This window comes from Hyphomonas sp. ske169 (genome assembly GCF_056850855.1).
In genome coordinates, this window is the sequence record NZ_CP096146.1 from 2768377 (window position 1) to 2784572 (window position 16196).

At 56.5% G+C, this 16196-nt stretch carries 18 protein-coding genes; 8 read left to right on the top strand and 10 right to left on the bottom strand.

Annotated elements, in window-relative coordinates:
- The first annotated feature begins 33 nt into the window (after positions 1 to 33).
- A complete protein-coding gene (locus tag MY069_RS13495; protein WP_482794307.1) occupies positions 34 to 309 on the top strand; it encodes a hypothetical protein in 276 nt (91 codons plus the stop codon).
- A 52-nt stretch (positions 310 to 361) separates the two neighbouring features.
- Here the strand turns inward: MY069_RS13495 and MY069_RS13500 are convergent, their stop codons facing one another.
- The 6 genes from MY069_RS13500 to ispH form a co-directional block, all read right to left on the bottom strand.
- On the bottom strand, positions 362 to 1642 hold the full coding sequence (locus tag MY069_RS13500) for a TCR/Tet family MFS transporter (protein WP_482794308.1): 1281 nt from the start codon (positions 1640 to 1642) through the stop codon (positions 362 to 364).
- Positions 1639 to 2505, bottom strand: coding sequence for a DMT family transporter (locus MY069_RS13505; RefSeq protein ID WP_482794309.1), 867 nt, complete (start codon positions 2503 to 2505; stop codon positions 1639 to 1641). The genes MY069_RS13500 and MY069_RS13505 overlap by 4 nt, the downstream gene beginning before the upstream one ends.
- A gap of 73 nt (positions 2506 to 2578) precedes the next feature.
- The gene (locus tag MY069_RS13510; RefSeq protein ID WP_482794310.1) at positions 2579 to 4489 is read right to left on the bottom strand and encodes a transglycosylase domain-containing protein; all 1911 of its coding nucleotides are present in this window, start codon (positions 4487 to 4489) and stop codon (positions 2579 to 2581) included.
- A 172-nt stretch (positions 4490 to 4661) separates the two neighbouring features.
- Complete coding sequence (locus MY069_RS13515) at positions 4662 to 5144, bottom strand: thioredoxin domain-containing protein (protein ID WP_482794311.1); 483 nt, start codon at positions 5142 to 5144, stop codon at positions 4662 to 4664.
- A gap of 67 nt (positions 5145 to 5211) precedes the next feature.
- On the bottom strand, positions 5212 to 6510 hold the full coding sequence (gene purB / locus MY069_RS13520) for an adenylosuccinate lyase (RefSeq protein ID WP_482794312.1): 1299 nt from the start codon (positions 6508 to 6510) through the stop codon (positions 5212 to 5214).
- Positions 6511 to 6603: 93 nt separating this feature from the next.
- A complete protein-coding gene (gene ispH, locus MY069_RS13525) occupies positions 6604 to 7545 on the bottom strand; it encodes a 4-hydroxy-3-methylbut-2-enyl diphosphate reductase (protein WP_482794313.1) in 942 nt (313 codons plus the stop codon).
- Between the two features lie 81 nt (positions 7546 to 7626).
- On the opposite strand from ispH, the gene MY069_RS13530 reads away from it, so the two are divergent.
- The 4 genes from MY069_RS13530 (at position 7627) to MY069_RS13545 (ending at position 11073) form a co-directional block, all read left to right on the top strand.
- Positions 7627 to 8232 (top strand): hypothetical protein, encoded by a 606-nt coding sequence (locus tag MY069_RS13530; RefSeq protein WP_482794314.1) that lies wholly within the window; start codon positions 7627 to 7629, stop codon positions 8230 to 8232.
- Positions 8233 to 8250: 18 nt separating this feature from the next.
- Entirely contained in the window at positions 8251 to 10056 is a 1806-nt protein-coding gene (gene argS / locus MY069_RS13535; RefSeq protein WP_482794315.1) for an arginine--tRNA ligase, read from the top strand.
- Positions 10057 to 10217: 161 nt separating this feature from the next.
- Positions 10218 to 10643, top strand: a complete 426-nt coding sequence (locus MY069_RS13540; RefSeq protein WP_482794316.1) for a hypothetical protein — start codon at positions 10218 to 10220, stop codon at positions 10641 to 10643.
- Between the two features lie 94 nt (positions 10644 to 10737).
- Complete coding sequence (locus MY069_RS13545) at positions 10738 to 11073, top strand: hypothetical protein (RefSeq protein WP_482794317.1); 336 nt, start codon at positions 10738 to 10740, stop codon at positions 11071 to 11073.
- A 10-nt stretch (positions 11074 to 11083) separates the two neighbouring features.
- On the opposite strand, the gene MY069_RS13550 is transcribed toward MY069_RS13545, so the two are convergent.
- Positions 11084 to 11935, bottom strand: a complete 852-nt coding sequence (locus MY069_RS13550; protein ID WP_482794318.1) for an enoyl-CoA hydratase-related protein — start codon at positions 11933 to 11935, stop codon at positions 11084 to 11086.
- Positions 11936 to 12072: 137 nt separating this feature from the next.
- Here MY069_RS13550 and MY069_RS13555 point away from each other — a divergent pair, with 137 nt between their 5' ends.
- The 3 genes from MY069_RS13555 to MY069_RS13565 are packed head-to-tail and all read left to right on the top strand — an operon-like array spanning position 12073 to position 14100.
- Positions 12073 to 12813 (top strand): DUF4197 domain-containing protein, encoded by a 741-nt coding sequence (locus MY069_RS13555; RefSeq protein ID WP_482794319.1) that lies wholly within the window; start codon positions 12073 to 12075, stop codon positions 12811 to 12813.
- 14 nt (positions 12814 to 12827) lie between these two features.
- Positions 12828 to 13790: an alpha/beta hydrolase gene (locus MY069_RS13560; RefSeq protein ID WP_482794320.1), complete on the top strand. Its 963-nt coding sequence runs from the start codon at positions 12828 to 12830 to the stop codon at positions 13788 to 13790.
- A 49-nt stretch (positions 13791 to 13839) separates the two neighbouring features.
- Positions 13840 to 14100, top strand: coding sequence for a hypothetical protein (locus MY069_RS13565; protein WP_482794321.1), 261 nt, complete (start codon positions 13840 to 13842; stop codon positions 14098 to 14100).
- Here MY069_RS13565 and MY069_RS13570 read toward each other — a convergent pair.
- The 3 genes from MY069_RS13570 to MY069_RS13580 are packed head-to-tail and all read right to left on the bottom strand — an operon-like array spanning position 14097 to position 15984.
- A complete protein-coding gene (locus MY069_RS13570) occupies positions 14097 to 14597 on the bottom strand; it encodes a GNAT family N-acetyltransferase (RefSeq protein WP_482796710.1) in 501 nt (166 codons plus the stop codon). The two genes, MY069_RS13565 and MY069_RS13570, sit on opposite strands and share 4 nt — an antisense overlap.
- Complete coding sequence (locus tag MY069_RS13575) at positions 14585 to 15508, bottom strand: thioesterase family protein (protein ID WP_482794322.1); 924 nt, start codon at positions 15506 to 15508, stop codon at positions 14585 to 14587. The genes MY069_RS13570 and MY069_RS13575 overlap by 13 nt, the downstream gene beginning before the upstream one ends.
- On the bottom strand, positions 15505 to 15984 hold the full coding sequence (locus MY069_RS13580; protein WP_482794323.1) for a transcriptional repressor: 480 nt from the start codon (positions 15982 to 15984) through the stop codon (positions 15505 to 15507). Before MY069_RS13580 ends, MY069_RS13575 begins: the two co-directional genes overlap by 4 nt.
- Positions 15985 to 16196 lie beyond the last annotated feature (212 nt).

The window sequence follows — 16196 nt, forward strand, 5'->3', positions numbered from 1 at the left end:
AGGCCCCTCGTATAGCCTCGGGAGGGCAAAAACATGGAACAGTTTATTCCACTCATTTTGAATGGTGTTGGCGGTGCGGTCCTTGGACCAATCGTCTCAAAAGCACTTGGCGGTAAAGGCGGAACAGGCGCCATTGCTGGGATTATCGGCGGTCTCGCTGGTGGTTACGGCATGAACGCAGCCGATGTCGGCTTTCAATCCTTGCTCGGCAGTGAAGCGATTATGGGACTGCTCAGCAGCTTCCTAAATGGCGGCGTTGGCGGCGGTGTGATTGGCGGCATTATCGGCCTCGTCACCAAAGGTCGCTAGGCCTTATTGTCACGAATTGAATTGGGGCGGTCCAGATTGGGGCCGCCCTTTTTTATTCGGCAGGCGCGGGGTCTTGCGCGGCCTCGGCAATCGCCCGCCGATTGATCCCAGCGCCGATCAGGAAGGGGATGATGGCCAAACCGGTAATGATGGCCGCCAATAGGAACGCCGCCCCGCCGGTGTGAAGCGCATGCGCCTCTGGTAGCGTTGCGAAATATTGCAGTGTTTGGGTCATTAAAACTGGGCTGAAAATCAGCGTGAACGCCATCATACTGGCTTGCGCGCCTTGCAGCTCACCCTGCGCGTTTCGCGGTGTCAGGGTCGAGGTGATCGTATTGATCGCGGGCATCGCGACGCCGCCAATCGCGGACACAAAGATCACAGCGTACGCCATCCACGGCGCTTCGGCCAAGAAGAACAGAAACAGCGCTCCCATATTGGCGATCAGGCCGAAAAGACCCGCGCGCATGGGGCCAAACCGCTTGATCAAATAGCCCGTGAGCAGGGCTTGGCTAACCGCAGAGCCAATCCCGACCGCGGCCAGCGACAGGCCAATCTCAAACTCCGACCAGTCATAACGGATTTCGCCATGAAAGTTCCAAGTCGACGGATAAACCGCGTGCGCAATCTGGAACAGGCCAATCGCGACAATGAACCAGGCCACACGCGGGACCTTTGAGAAGTGGACCATCGCGCCGAACGGGTTCGCGCGGGCAATACTGAAGTCGCGGCGATCTTCTGCTTTCAGGCTCTCGGGCAGAATGAAAAAGCCATAAAGGAAGTTGATACTGGCAATGCCCGCAGCCACGAAGAAAGGAAGGCGCGGATTGATCTCGCCTAAGAAGCCGCCAAAGACTGGGCCGAGAATGAACCCGATCCCAAACGCCGCTCCCATCATGCCAAACGCACGTCCGCGATCTTCTGGTTCGGTAACGTCGGCAATATAGGCATTTGCAACCGAATAGGTGGCGGAGAACATTCCGCCTAAGAACCGGCCGATAAATAATACTGCCAGGGTCGGAGCGAGGCCCATGATCAGCAGGTCCACCGCCAGCATTGCGATCGATGCGAGCAAGACCGGTCGCCGCCCATATCGATCTGATAGACCGCCTAGGATCGGCATCGCGAAGAAATTTGCCACCGCAAAGGTCATAGCGAGCCAGCCGCCATATGAGACTGATTGCGCTGCCGCGAGGCCGGTAATGTCTTCGAGCAAAGCGGGCATCACCGGCATGATGATGCCGAATGAGATCATGTTGAGGATAACCGCGATGACGACGAAGAAGAACGCGTTCTTTCCCGGTTTGTCTGGAGAGGGTGCGGGATCTGTCATTCCCCCGCTTTGGTGGAGCGCGGCGCTGCGGTCAAGACGGCAAGCGCGACACCGCCCAAGATTGCGGTCGTCGCTAACGCAAATCGGAAGGTGATCGGCTCAGACAAAAACAGGACCCCGCCAATCGCAGCGATCGCTGGCACGCTGAGCTGCGCGATACCGGCGCGGGTTGCGGTGAGGCTTGTCAGAGCCTGGTACCAAATCACATAACCGAGCCCAGAGGTGACTGCGCCTGAAAGCACGGCGATCACAATACCATTAAGGGGTAGGGCCGGTTCGGGCGCCACGAATAGAACAACCGCGAGAAGAGGAAGCGCGAGCAGGCTGGCAATAACAAAATTGCCAGTGGTGGCGGCCGTTGCATCTCGAGCGCTACGCCCGATCAGCGAGTACGCGCCCCAACCGATCCCGGCTAGCGCCATCATCGCTGCCGCCCAAAGCGGAGGCGCTTCTAAGCTGGGCGAAACCAACCAAAGCAGCGCGGCCACAGCGGTTAAGAATCCCAGCCATTGCAAGCCTGATAGTTTCTCACCGCGCATCAAACCCCAGCCAAGCATAGTGATTTGAACCATCGCGAACAGAATGATCGCGCCCATGCCCGCGGGCAGTGCGAGATAGGCGTAGGAGAAAAAACCGGCATAAATTAGCAATGAGACACCGCCGCGGATCGAGCCTGAAATCCGTTTCGATTGGATGAGGCAGATCGCGGCCAATACTGCCGCCCCACTCACTAATCTAATCAAAGCAAAACTGCCCGCGCCGATCTCTGTTTCAACCAGGCCCAACCGCCCAAGGACCGAGTTTGCGGCGAACGCGACCATCGCAAGCGACGTCAGAATAAAAATGCGAAACGCGCTGGGCATGCGCCCGTTTAAAGCGCTGATTTCAAGATCACCAGCCTAATAGAGCCGATGGCTATCAAACTCTTGTGAGCCTTTAATTCCCAGACTCCGCCAACCCGGCAAAGGCCATGCCGAGATCGCGATAGTATCCGACCCGCGCTTGTTGTTCTGGTGTGAGTTGGATCAGCTTATCGGCGCCCCGCAAGAGGCTAGGAGAGCGGCCATCATGGGCGATTTTCATCATGTCAGACCAAAGCCGTGCGGGCAGACCGCCGCCGGTGACTTTATTCATCGGCGTATCATCATCATTGCCGGTCCAGATGCCACCGAGCAGTTCGGAACTATCGCCAACGAACCACGCATCGCGTGAGGATTGGCTGGTGCCGGTCTTTCCAGCGATGGGCCAACCATTGACTGCGGCGGCTTTGCCGGTACCGGTGCGGATCACTTCCGCCATCATCGCGGTCATTGTCTCGGCAAGCTCTCTCTCATAAACGCGCGCCGGTTCATATTCTGCACGTTGATAGATGACATCGCCGCGGGTCGTTTCAATTTTTTCGATCAGATAGGGATCAACGCGCCGACCACCCGTCATGAACGGCCCATAGGCACGGGTTAGATCCCACAGCGTGACTTCCTGACTGCCTAAGGCAATCGATGGGAAGGGTTGAAAGTCCTCGCTGATGCCGAATTTGCGGGCAGTCGAGATGACCGACTCAACGCTGGTCTCTTGCGCGAGGGTGGCGGCGATCGTGTTGAGACTGTCGCGCAGCGCTTCAGAGATTGTCACCGGTCCCATAAAGGCGCGAGAGAAGTTCTTTGGCGACCAATCATCGATTGTCACTGGCTGATCGATCCGCACATCATAAGGGCCGATGCCAGCCTCTAGCGCCGCAGCGAATACAAATGGCTTAAACGCCGAGCCTGGTTGCCGCCGTGCCTGCATTGCACGGTTATACTGGTTTTCGGTGTAGTCCCGGCCGCCATAGAGCGCCAGGACATGGCCTTGGCGGTTCATGATTATGGCCGCTGTCTGCCCGGCATTTGCCTCCTCAGACTCCTCATTCATACGCGCTTCGAGGGCTTCCGAGACTTTATTCTGTAGCTCAGAATCGATCGTCAGCGTGATGACCATATCGTCTGGGACTTCCGGGATCATCTCGTTCGCCCGCTCGGTCGCGGCGTCCAAGATAAAGCCAAATTGCGGATTCTGCTCTGGATCAGGCGCCAGCGTCACATCGGCATTCATGGCGATTTGAGCGCTTTCTGGCGTGATGAACCCCGACTGCATCATCTCGGACAGAACATAGGCCTGTCTTTGCTTGGCACCCTCCATGTTATTGTCGAGAGCGAGGCGAGACGGTGCTTTTGGAAGCGTGGCGAGAAGCGTCGCCTCAGCCAAGGTCAGGTCTTGCGGATCTTTGCCGAAATAGAAGCGAGATGCCGCGCCAAGGCCATAAAAGCCCGAGCCGAAATACACTCGGTTGAGATAAAGCTCGAGAATCTCATTCTTCGATAGCTGCTCTTCCAACTGCCGGGCGAGGCGAACTTCTTGGACTTTTCGCTTGAGCGTTTGTTCTGGTGACAGAACCAGGTTTTTGACCAATTGCTGCGTGATCGTAGACGCGCCAGACACCGTGCGTCTGGAAATGACATTCGACATGGCGGCGCGGGCCATGGCCTGGGTGTCGGCACCGTCATGTTCGTAAAATCGTTTGTCTTCAGCAGCGATAAAGGCGCGCGGGACGTGCGGCGGGAGCTCATCAATCTTGATTGCACGGCCATAGCGCGGCCCGCGAATGGCAATCGTTTTGCCATTGCGATCGACATATTCGATCGCTGGTTCGCGATTAGCATCCCAAAGCTCAGCGGTGGCGGGCAGACTGGGCATGCCGCGATACAGGCTTTGCCAATAGAGCCAGGCCGCCAAGAGCGCGCCCAGCGTCAAAACCAGGCCCGAGACCAGGCCCCATTTCAAAATTGGACGTCCGCGAAAGATCCCCACAGTCGCTCCCTGTGCCTTGGGCGCCTTAGACGCTTTGGGTCTGCGAGCAGGTTTTTTTAAACCGGGTTTGCCGTTTGAAGCTCTCACGCCTGCTCACCTTTCGTGCACAACTTCAGCGAGGTTTAGTGCAGAGAAATTGAGGCAGGGTGAAGGCGAAGAGCTTAACCGTGTGTTACCCGCGCATCGGCGCTGGGCAGTCCGGGCCATCGGGTTTGCGCTGTCCGGGTTCGCCCTTTTCGGCGAGGATTTTCGCCAGTTTGAGCCGATCTTGAATTTCATCGGCTTTCATTGGGCGCATAAAGCAAGTGATCGGCTCGCCATTATCCGCTGAGACCGCAACCGCAATGCCAGTGACCCCGCCATACCAATCCCAGAGATAAGCGGCTTGGTGTTCGCCCGCGAGGACGATGGCATCGGTCTGAACCGCCGCGCGTTCGATGACTGATTCCGCGCCCCGCATCTTGGTCACATCAAGATCAACGCGCTCAATTGTACCAGGTGCGAAGCCAGATATGGCCTCATCAATACGCGGATTGAGGATTTGGCAGTTTGGACACCAATCGGCGGTGAAGTTGATAATTTTGAGCACCGGCTCAGCTTGGCTGGGAAACACGCCAAGAACGGCCATCGCCAAACAGGTCAACAAAGATCGCATCTTCAGCTCCAATCACGCCGAGCTAAGTTAGCACAGTTCAGCGAGCGATCAGATCACACACGCGTTATCAACTGCGCCCGAACACCCGCTCAAAGATATAATCCACGCGTTTGAAGTGGTAGCCATCATCAAACAAGCTCTCGAGCTGTTCGTCCGAAAGCTTCGCGGTCACATCGGCATCGCCTTTGAGATGGTCGAGGAAGGCGCCTTCGCCGGCCCATGTCTTCATCGCGTTGCGCTGAACCATGCGATAGCTGTCTTCGCGGCTGTTTCCGGCTTCGATCAGGGCCAGCAAAACACGCTGCGAATTGTGCAGGCCGCCCATCTTGTCCATCACCGCCTGCATATTGTCTGGATAGACGAGCAGGTTTTCGATCACGCCAGCCAAACGGTGTAGCGCGAAGTCGAGATGGATGGTCGTGTCAGGCCCAATGCCGCGCTCGACAGAGGAGTGCGAGATGTCCCGCTCATGCCAAAGCGCCACATTTTCCATCGCCGGGACCACGGCCATCCGCACAAGGCGGGCGAGGCCGGTCAGGTTTTCTGTCAGCACGGGATTGCGCTTATGCGGCATCGCCGACGAGCCTTTTTGGCCTTTGGAGAAGAACTCCTCAGCCTCATACAGTTCGGTGCGCTGCAGGTGGCGGATTTCGGTTGCGAGGCGCTCGATTGACGACGCGATAACGCCCAAAGCCGCGAAATAGGCGGCGTGGCGATCACGCGGGATCACTTGGGTCGAAACCGGCTCCGGCGTCAGATCGAGCTTTTCAGCCACATATTCTTCGATGCGCGGATCAATATTCGCAAATGTGCCGACCGCGCCCGAGATGGCGCAAGTGGCGACCTCTTCGCGCGCCGTCTCAAGGCGGCGCTTGGCACGCTGGAATTCCGCATGGAAGGTTGCGAGCTTGATCCCGAATGTGGTGGGTTCTGCGTGGATGCCATGACTGCGCCCAATAGTTGGGGTCAGCTTATGCTCAAAGGCGCGCTTTTCCAGAGCAGCGAGGACGCGATCCAAGCCTTCCGCGAGCAGATCAGTGGCCCGTACCAACTGCACGTTCAGGCACGTATCGAGCACATCGGAACTGGTCATGCCTTTATGGAGGAAGCGTGCCGGCTCACCGACATGTTCAGCGACATTGGTCAGAAAGGCGATGACGTCATGTTTAACCTCGGCCTCAATCTCATCGATGCGCGCGACTTCAAAGGCGCCTTTTTCGCGGACCACCGCGCTGGTGCCTGCCGGGATCTGGCCGAGCTCTTCCATCGCTTCAGCGGCGAGCGTCTCGATTTCGAGCCAGATGCCATATTTGCTGGTGGGCTCCCAAATGGCGGTCATAGCGGGGCGAGCATAGCGTGGGATCATAGTCGGGGTCCGATCAAAGCGAATCTGCGAGGTTGCGCTGGGCTATAGCGCTGGCCTGAAAGAGTCGCAATTGCCGGTCTGTCGCGGGCTGGACTAAGTGCGCTCGAGCACGCGCGGAAGTTTGAACACTACGCTTTCAGTTGCGGTCGTGATCTCCTCAACCGAAATCTCGTAGCGCGCGCGGCAGGCGGCGATCAGACCTTGCACCAGATCTTCCGGCGCGCTCGCACCCGCTGTCAGGCCCAAGGTCTCAACATTTTCGAACCAGGACCAGTCAATGTTCTCCGCACTCGCGACCAAATAGGCTTCAGGGCATCCCGCCCGCAGCGCGACATCGACCAAGCGTTTGGAATTAGACGAGGTCTCCGCCCCAATCACGAGAAACAAGTCCGCCCGTTCGGCCATCACTTTGACCGCTTCTTGGCGATTCGTGGTGGCGTAACAGATGTCTTCTTTGTGCGGCACGCTGATCGACGGAAACCGTTTTTGCAGCGCACTGACGATTTCCGCCGTGTCGTCGACGCTGAGGGTCGTTTGGGTCACAAAGGCTAGATTATCAGGGTCCTGCGGTTGATAAGCGGCGACATCTTCAACTGTTTCAATCAACGTGATCGCGCCATCTGGCAACTGCCCCATCGTGCCAATGACTTCGGGGTGACCTTCATGGCCAATCAGCACAATCTCTTTGCCCGCTTGGCTATGACGCGAGGCCTCGACATGAACTTTCGACACCAAGGGACAGGTTGCATCGACAAAAACCATGTCCCGCGCCGCCGCCGCGGCAGGGACAGATTTCGGGACGCCATGTGCGGAAAACACGACTGGGCGATCATCGGGGCACTCGTCCAGTTCTTCGACAAACACCGCGCCCAATTGCTCAAGACGAGAGACGACATGTTGGTTGTGGACGATTTCGTGGCGCACATAGACCGGCGCACCCCATTTGGTCAGCGCTTCTTCGACAATTTGAATCGCACGGTCTACACCGGCGCAAAAGCCGCGCGGGGCAGCCAGCAGAATCCTGAGCGGCTTCATAACCTTACACTGTCCTCACAATTGCGACGCAGATAGGGCGTTGCGCGCCGTCTCTTCGCCCGGTAACACTCTGAGCAGTAAATGGATAGCCTCGCCCGCGAGGCCAAGAGTGACAAGGCATCACATATGCGAATCATCGCCCTTTCCATCCTCGCCCTGGCGATTGGCGCTTGCCAATCAGGCTCTGGCATTGGTGACGCGTTCGATACGCGCCAAAATGCTGGCACATGCCCGCCTGCTGGAAGCATCTATAACGTTTCGCGCGTGGTTCAGTTTAACGGCGAAGAGAAGATCTTCCCGAACGTTTCCTATACCGGCGAGATTGTCGGCGTGCGGCTCTATTGCAGGTATGCCGGTACCGACCCGGTGCGCGCCGAAGTCGAGATCGATTTTGCCTTTGGTCAAGGACCTGCTGGCACCAGCGATCGGCATGATTACGGCTATTGGGTCGCTGTCACACGGCGCAGCGGCAAAGTGCTGCACAAAGAGCATTTCACGGTCTCGGCTGATTTTTCTGACGGACCGGTGACCGCGGAAACCGAGCTGTTGCAGCGGATCATCATTCCCCGAGCCGACGAATCTGTATCGGCCGCAAACTTCGAAGTCTTGATCGGCTTTGATCTGACCGAAGAACAGCTTGACTATAACCGCCAAGGGCGACGCTTCCGCCTGAATGCTGGCCAATAGTCGCGGGAGTTACACGACATGACAGATCTCGCGACGCAATTGGCGGGCGCGTGCAGCGCGGCTTTTGAGGCTGAGGGCTTAGAAGCGCGCTGGGGCGCGGTGAAGCAGTCAGACCGTCCCGAACTTGCTGATTTTCAGTGCAATGGCTGCATGGGCGCCGCCAAACAGGCCGGTATGAACCCGCGCGAGCTGGCCGCGAAGATTGCGCCGAAGATTGCCGAGGCCAATGTGGTCGAGCGCGTTGATGTCGCAGGCCCAGGCTTTTTGAATATCACGGTCAGCGCCGCCGCACTCGCTGAACAAGCCACCTTTATTGGCCAGGACGAACGGGCCGGCGGCGGAGCGGTCGATCATCCCGAAAAAATCGTGTTTGATTTTGGCGGCCCGAATGTCGCAAAGCCGATGCATGTCGGGCATATCCGATCCGCTGTGATTGGTGACACTTTAGTGCGCCTGTTCCGCTTTTTAGGTGACGATGTCACTGGCGATGTGCATCTCGGCGATTGGGGCCTGCAAATGGGGCTGCTGATCATCGCCGTCATGGATGAACAGCCAGATCTGATCTATTTTGATGCCGCCCAAACAGGTCCTTTCCCGACAGAACCCCCGGTCACGATGGAAGACTTGTCTCGGCTTTACCCGATGGCGTCAGGGCGCTCAAAGGAAGACGAAGCTTATGCGAAACGTGCGCAAGATGCAGTCGCGGAAATGCAAGCGGGCCGGGCCGGTTACCGGGCATTGCTTAAGCATTTCATCGATGTGTCCGTTGCCGCGCTGAAAGTTGATTATGGCTTTCTAGATGTGTCTTTCGACCTTTGGAAAGGCGAAAGCGATGTCGATCCTTTGATCGCGCCCATGGTTGAAGAGCTGAAGGCTAGAGGTCTGGCGACTGAGGATGATGGCGCGTGGATCATTGAGATTGCGCGCGATGATGAGAATATCGAAACCGTGGGCAAAGATGGCCAACCGCGTCTCAAAAACCCGATGCCGCCGTTTATGCTGGTCAATTCGCGCGGCGCGACGGGCTATCACGCGACAGATCTTGCCACGATCAAAGACCGGGTCGAGACGATTGGTCCTGACCGGATCCTTTATGTGGTCGACCAGCGCCAGGCCTTGCATTTTGAGCAAGTCTACCGGGCCGCTGACAAAGCCGACTATATCGGACGCGATCAGCTTGAGCATCTCGGCTTCGGCACCGTTAACGGCACAGATGGTAAACCGTTCAAGACCCGCGAAGGCGGGACTTTGCGCCTGGCCGATTTGAATGGAATGGCGTTCGAGGAAGCCTCGAAACGGATTGGCGAGGCGGGCCTGTCTGGCGATATTGGCGAAGACGAGAAAGCTGAAATCAGCACGCTCGTGGCGCGCGCAGCCTTGCGCTTTGCCGATTTGCAAAACCAGCGCACCACCAATTACGTGTTCGACCTTGAGCGTTTCACTTCATTTGAAGGCAAGACCGGTCCGTACCTGCTCTATGCCGCGGTACGACTGAAAGCGATCCTGCGCCGGGCAGCAGAGCAGGGGTTTGCATCTGGCGATATCACGATCGAAGCGCCGGAAGAGCGAAAGCTGGTTCTCGCCCTTGATGGATTTGCGCTTGCGCTGCGGCTCGCCCGCGAGAAACGGATGCCGCATTATATTTGCGAACATGTCTACCAATTGGCGCAATCGTTCAGCGCCTTCTATGCGGCGTGTCCGATCCTCAAGGATGATGTGGATGCTCAAACGCGATCTTCGCGCTTAGCCCTCTGTAAAACCGTCTTGCATCAACTTGAAGCCGGGCTGGGGATTTTGGGCATTACCGCGCCAAACCGGATGTAATCGGCCAAAAGTAAACAGATCGGCCTGATTTGTTTACTCGGTGCTAACGGCGCTTAACCACTTTCGCTCGAAAGTGAATGAATCTCTTCCGAATAGTAACCTTCAGGCAAGGCGTGGCAGCTAGGCTTGATCCTAGAGATCAATCGAGAAGGAGCTGCCCAATGCTGAAAAACCTAATTAAAACGTGCGCTGATGCGACAGGCATGACGCAGGTGAAAGCCCGCAGCGCATTGGGCATCGTTCTCAATACAGCTGAACGCCAAGGTTCACCCCTGGCAGAAGCGATTTTCCGTAAAATGCCAGGTGCGCGGACTTTGTCTGCGACAACCGGCGCAGACCATGGCGCAGCGACCTCCGTGATCGCGCGCTTGATCGAGCAAACACCGGGCGGCCGCCGTCATGTCGGCGAGGGCATGTTTACCAGCCTCCATCAAGCCGGTCTCGGGCACAAAGAAATCTCACTCTTGCTGCCTTCAATCAGCAAATACATGCAAACCACTTATGGTATGGAAGCCTTTGGGCATCTCGGTGACCTCGTGGTGGCGGATATGCTGACTGGCGCACGGGAAACCGCTGCTGCAGCCTAGGCTTCCGATCTAAAACAGCTTCCTCTTGATAGGCTCATGGCATTATCGCGCCGTGAGCCTTTTCTTTTTGCAGCGCTCGAATTAGAGCAGCGCCATGTCGAGTTTGAACGATCTTACAATTCCTCTCTCCGCGCTCAGCTTTGAAACGGAGTCAACGGCGTCCGCGGCAGCGGGCGCATGGACCACAATTCAGGTTGGCGTTTTGCTGCAAGCGGTGATCGAGCATCATTGCGGCAGCCAATTGGAGACGGGCGAGCTTCATTCTGTTTCCGTGACTTTTGATGTGTCTGCGGAAGCGATTTCTGGTGATGAGATCGCTTTCGAAAGCCGCATTGATCGCAAAACACGCACGCTGATCTTTGCCAGCGGGATCGCCAAACAAAACGACCGCCACTTGCTAAAAGCGACGGTCGTCTTTCGAATTAGTTAGCGCGCGAAGGCTACATGGGCGAGGTGCGCAGCGGTAAAAGATCTGGAAACTCAGCCTCTCGCTTTTCTGATTTTGCGGCGAAAGCCTCTTGCATATGCGAAGGCGGGATCATGCCGGAATTCCAAACGCCAATATAATCAAGCGTGTCGGCAGTAGAGTGATCGCGGCCATAATTGATCAGGACTTTGCACCCGGTCACCGCAAGCGGATCTTTCGAAGCAATTTCCTTCGCGACGCCCATCACATGCGCCATCATCTCTTCTTTGGTGTCGAACACTTCATTGACGAGGCCAATCTCTTTCGCTTTTTCAGCGCCGAGACGTTCGCCCGTATAGGCCATTTGCTTGACCCAGCCCTCAGGGATGTAGCGCTGCAAACGGGGGAAGGTGCCGACATCGGCTGTCATCGCGATATTGGTTTCCTGGATGCAGAAGAAAGCGTCCTTGGTGCTCCAGCGAATATCGCCAGCAGAAATCATATCGATCGCGCCGCCAATCACGCCGCCTTGGCAAGCGATGAGGACCGGCATCCGAGCCTCTTCAAGCGCATTGAAGGAGGATTGGATCTGTTTGATGTTTGACCGAAACGCTTCAGCCGCAATATGACGATCCACTTTGCCATGCATGACAGCGCCATCCTGGCCGAACACCGATAGATCCATCCCAGCAGAGAAGTGCTTTCCTTCTGAGGAAATGACAATCACGCGGGCCGCGGCGGTCGTGTTAATCTCGTTTACAATTGCAGGCAGCTCATTCCAGAACGCTTTGTTCATTGCGTTCATGGCTTGCGGCCGGTTCAGCACAATGTGCGCGACCTTGTCCTCAACTGACACTGTGAAACATTCGTGTGTTTTCTTCAGCATGTGTACGTCTCCAAATCCCTCGCTAAACTACATCAAGCAGGCTAGTATCACCAGGCTGTCGCGGCGATAAGTAGATAGACATTTGATTTTACAGCCAAAACTTGGTTCATGGACAGCATTGGTGGAGGGATATGAAGATGCGCGCAACGATCATCGGGGCTTTGGCCTTAACCTTAATACCTGCCGGGTGCGAATCCGGATCGGGCGGCGATTTTGGCCAAGTCTTAGGCGACGTTCTTGGCGGCATCGAAGGGGCGCAAAGCCCAGGTGGCGAGCTGACACTTGCTGAAGTGGATGCCGGACTTCGACAGGCGCTTGAAATTGGAACCGATCGAGTCGCCTCCCAAATCGGTGTGGAGGATGGCTATTGGAAAGATCCTCAAATCCGGATCCCACTGCCGGGCCGACTGGGAGACGTTCAAGAACAGCTCTCAAGTGTTGGTCTGTCTGGGCCACTCGATGAGCTGCAATTGCGGATGAACCGGGCTGCAGAGGATGCGGTTCCTGCGGGCAAGAAAATTGTCATCGAGGCGGTCCAATCGATCACGATTGAAGATGCGCTTGGCATTTTGCGCGGCGGCGATACCGCAGCGACCGATTTCTTGCGTGGCCGGACTGAAGCCAGCCTGCGCGAGACTTTCACGCCTTATGTGGAATCCGCTTTGGACGCCTCTGGTGCCTATCGCGCTCTAGACAGTGTCACATCAAGCCAGCCGCTGCTCGCAATTGCGGCAACAGATTACAAATCTGATTTAACCACATATGCGGTCCAATTTGGCCTTGATGGACTGTTCAATTATCTCGCAGTTGAAGAACAGAAGATTCGCGATAATCCGTTGGCTCGAACCACGGATCTGTTGCGAAGAGTATTTGGGTAGAGTTTAGGCAAAGAATGCGTCGTTTTACGTTCGAGACTTCCGAAGGCGATTTAGCGGCTTTGGAGTTTGGAGATCCTGCGAAAAAACTGGCTGCCCTCTGGCTTCACGCCACCGGGTTTAATGCCATGACCTATCAATCGATTTTGGCGCCGCTTGGCTTGCGCACGAAGGTACAAGCGGTTGATTTACGCGGGCATGGCCGTTCGACATTGCCCGCCAAACCGGGTTCGTTGCAGTCGTGGAGGCGTTATCGCGACGATGTCATCGCTTTTTTGGATCGCGAATCGCCGATTAATCCCGTCGTGCTTGGCGGACATTCGATGGGTGCGACTGTGGCACTGATGATTGCAGGCGCGCGCCCGGAAAAGGTTGCGGGTCTGGTGCTTGTCGATCCCGTGATCCTACCGCCGCGATATTATATGGCGATGCATTTAATGCCGTTCGGGTTCCGGCGCGGCGGTCATCATATGGCCAAACAGGCTAGGCGCAGGCGTAACAAATTCGATTCCCGTGAGCATATTCAGTACAAATATAAGGGCCGCGGCGCGTTTGCGACCTGGCGCGATCCGTTCCTCGCTGATTACATTCTTGATGCGTTTGATCGAACAGATGGCAATGATCCCGACAGCGATAAACAGGTTTGGCAATTGCTCTGTGATCCGAAATGGGAAGCGGCAACCTTCATGGCACAGCGTAATCGCCCTTGGGGCGCGATCGGCAAAGTTAAGAAACACAAGATCCCGATTACGGTGCTGAGGCCCGATAGCGATTCTGTGCTGACAGACGAGGTCGCAGCGCGGCTGACCAAGAAGTGCCCGCACCTGATTTTGAAGGAACGCGTGAACACAACACACTTCCTCCCAATGGAGGCGCCTTATGATGTGCGCGATCAGCTCTCGTCCTACATTTCGAGCCTGATTGAAGGGATAGGAGTTGATGATGTGGGCCCGATGAAGCGGTCGCTGCGAAGCCGCTAGACTTTACAAATGGTTAATATTCTGCTCCGCTGATCCTGGGAGAGAAAATATGCAGGGTCGGATTGCCGCGATGGTGGCTTGCGGATTCGCAAGCTTCATCTTGATTGGAACGGCTGGCGCCGTTTCAGATTCGTATTTCGGAAAAACCGCATTTGAGGAAACGCTGCTCGTGTCCTGCAGCGAAGACCAGATGGAACGAGAAGATGCCGCAGACGGCATGTTGAATTGCACCGTCCACCGGGTCTCAACGACCTATGGGCGCCAGACCATGGCGACAAATCTAAAGCGTGATCGCGCCTGGGAAGACTAGCGGTCAAGCATTGCGGCCAATGTTTTGTGCATCGGATAGCTTTGCATCCCGCCGTCGAGAAACGGTGAACCAGCATCTCGCCAGCCGCGAGAGCGATAAAAGCGGTGAGCCGTCTGCGTGCTATCGAGCTTCAGTTTCGTGTGGCCCGCTTCGAAGAGGCCGTCTTCCAGCGCCGATAAAAGCTTAGACGAAACCCCGCAAAGACGGGCGTCCGGCGAGACATAGTTTAAGAGGATCTCTCCAGACGTCGACGCCATGCCGACCCCAACGATCCGGTGTTCCAGGCAAGCAAGTTTGAGGATGCGTTCAGGGTTCCCAAGCCAAACCTGAAAAGACTCAATCGTCTTATTGGCGAGCCAAGGGGTGAGCAGGTCAGGCTTATTTTGGTGGTCCGGACCGCAAAGTGAGGTGATCGAGTCGCGTAAGACCTGGATCGCGGCGGCACCATCATTGGGCAGCGCTTCGCGAACATGGAGCGCGCCGCTTATAGGACTAATCCCCGAGGCGCTATTCTCTCAAGCTCAGCGATTTGGTCCGGAGGGGTTGGAATAACTTTCCGTTTGTCCAAGTCGAAGGTCACCGCCACCGCTTGGCTGGTAATGTAGGCCTCACCCGTGTCCGGGTTTAACACCCAATGCGACAGCGAATGGGTTTTCTCTGCGACATCAGCGAGACTGGTATGGATGACGAAGCGATCGCCAGCACGCGGCCACTTTCGGTAGATGAGGCGGTATTCGAGCACCGCAGCCCCCATCCGAACATCGCCATTGGACGCCGCGATTTCGGATCGCCAATCATGCAGTAGGACAGGGACAGAATCTGAAATTCGGCCCATGAACCAAGGCGCCCAGAACCGGCCGAAAGCATCGCATTCGCGTGGCAGTACCATGCCGCGGCCGATCTCTGGAGCGCCGGCTTTGGTGACTTGCTCCATGGTCGCCATGCTGCTGGGAATGGGCGCGAGGGCAGGATCGATTCCGCGCGGTTTTGTGTCTTCCGGCGGCGTGTCGATCAGGGCTTCTAATTGCGCCCGCGTCCAAGTGCTCCATGGAAATGGCTTGCCGGTTTTGGACTCCACGTGTTGGACGCGGGTGCGGAACGCAGCCGCGGGACTGCCGTCACCATGGCGCATATCCTGATAGATCAGCGCGCTTGTCTCATCCCACTCAAGCACGCACCCGGTCATGGTCAGCGGCTTACCCGCATGGGCTTCTCGAATGTAGCGAATATGGTGCTCAGTCGGCAGTAGGGTCGAGGGGGCGTTAGCGCGGAAGGCGTGCGGCATCTGAAGCGCACCAGCGAGATTGCCTAAGCCTTCCATGGCTTTTTCGACATAGACGCGCACATTCATGTGCCCCATCTCGTCACAGTCCCAAGTGTTCGCGATGCCTTTCCACAACGGGATCATGCGGCGCATTTCCGGCAGGTGCCGCGTGCTTCGATCACTGCGTTTTGAATTGAGAAGCCCGCTGATTGGGTTTCCTTTGACAGGGCCGCGCTGGTTTCAATAGCGTGCAATTCTTCGGCGCCGCCGCAAGACTGACAAATAAGAAACACAGCCGAATGCTCGTGATTGGCGTGCCCGCAAGGGACATAAGCGTTGAGACTTTCAATCTTATGCGCCAATCCCATTTCTTGCAGGAAATCCAGGGCGCGATAGACGGTCGGCGGCTTCGCAGCGCCTTCGCCATCAAGATTGGCCAGAAGGTCATAAGCTTTGGCGGGTTCTTCGCTCTCCAGCAAAAGATGTAGGACCTTCCGGCGGATTGGTGTGAGCTTTTGCCCTTTCCCGCTTACCAAGGCTTCGGCCTGTACCAGAAAGGCCTCAGCGTCTTGCGGACTGCAAGGCGTATTGGCGTGGACGTGTGCATGCTTATCGGACATGGGCGCTATGTTGGACGATTGGACGCAAAAGTGAAGAGGGAACCGAGGAGAATGGGCCGGAATCTTCGACCCATCGCAAGTCTCTCATCCCCAGTCACTTAGGGGGAATACGGATATGAGCGCCTATGCCGCGTGACACGTTTCCGCGCGGCGAATGAGTGCATTTCACTATGTAAATCAAGGTCATACCTAGGCTGGGTAACCCCTAGAAA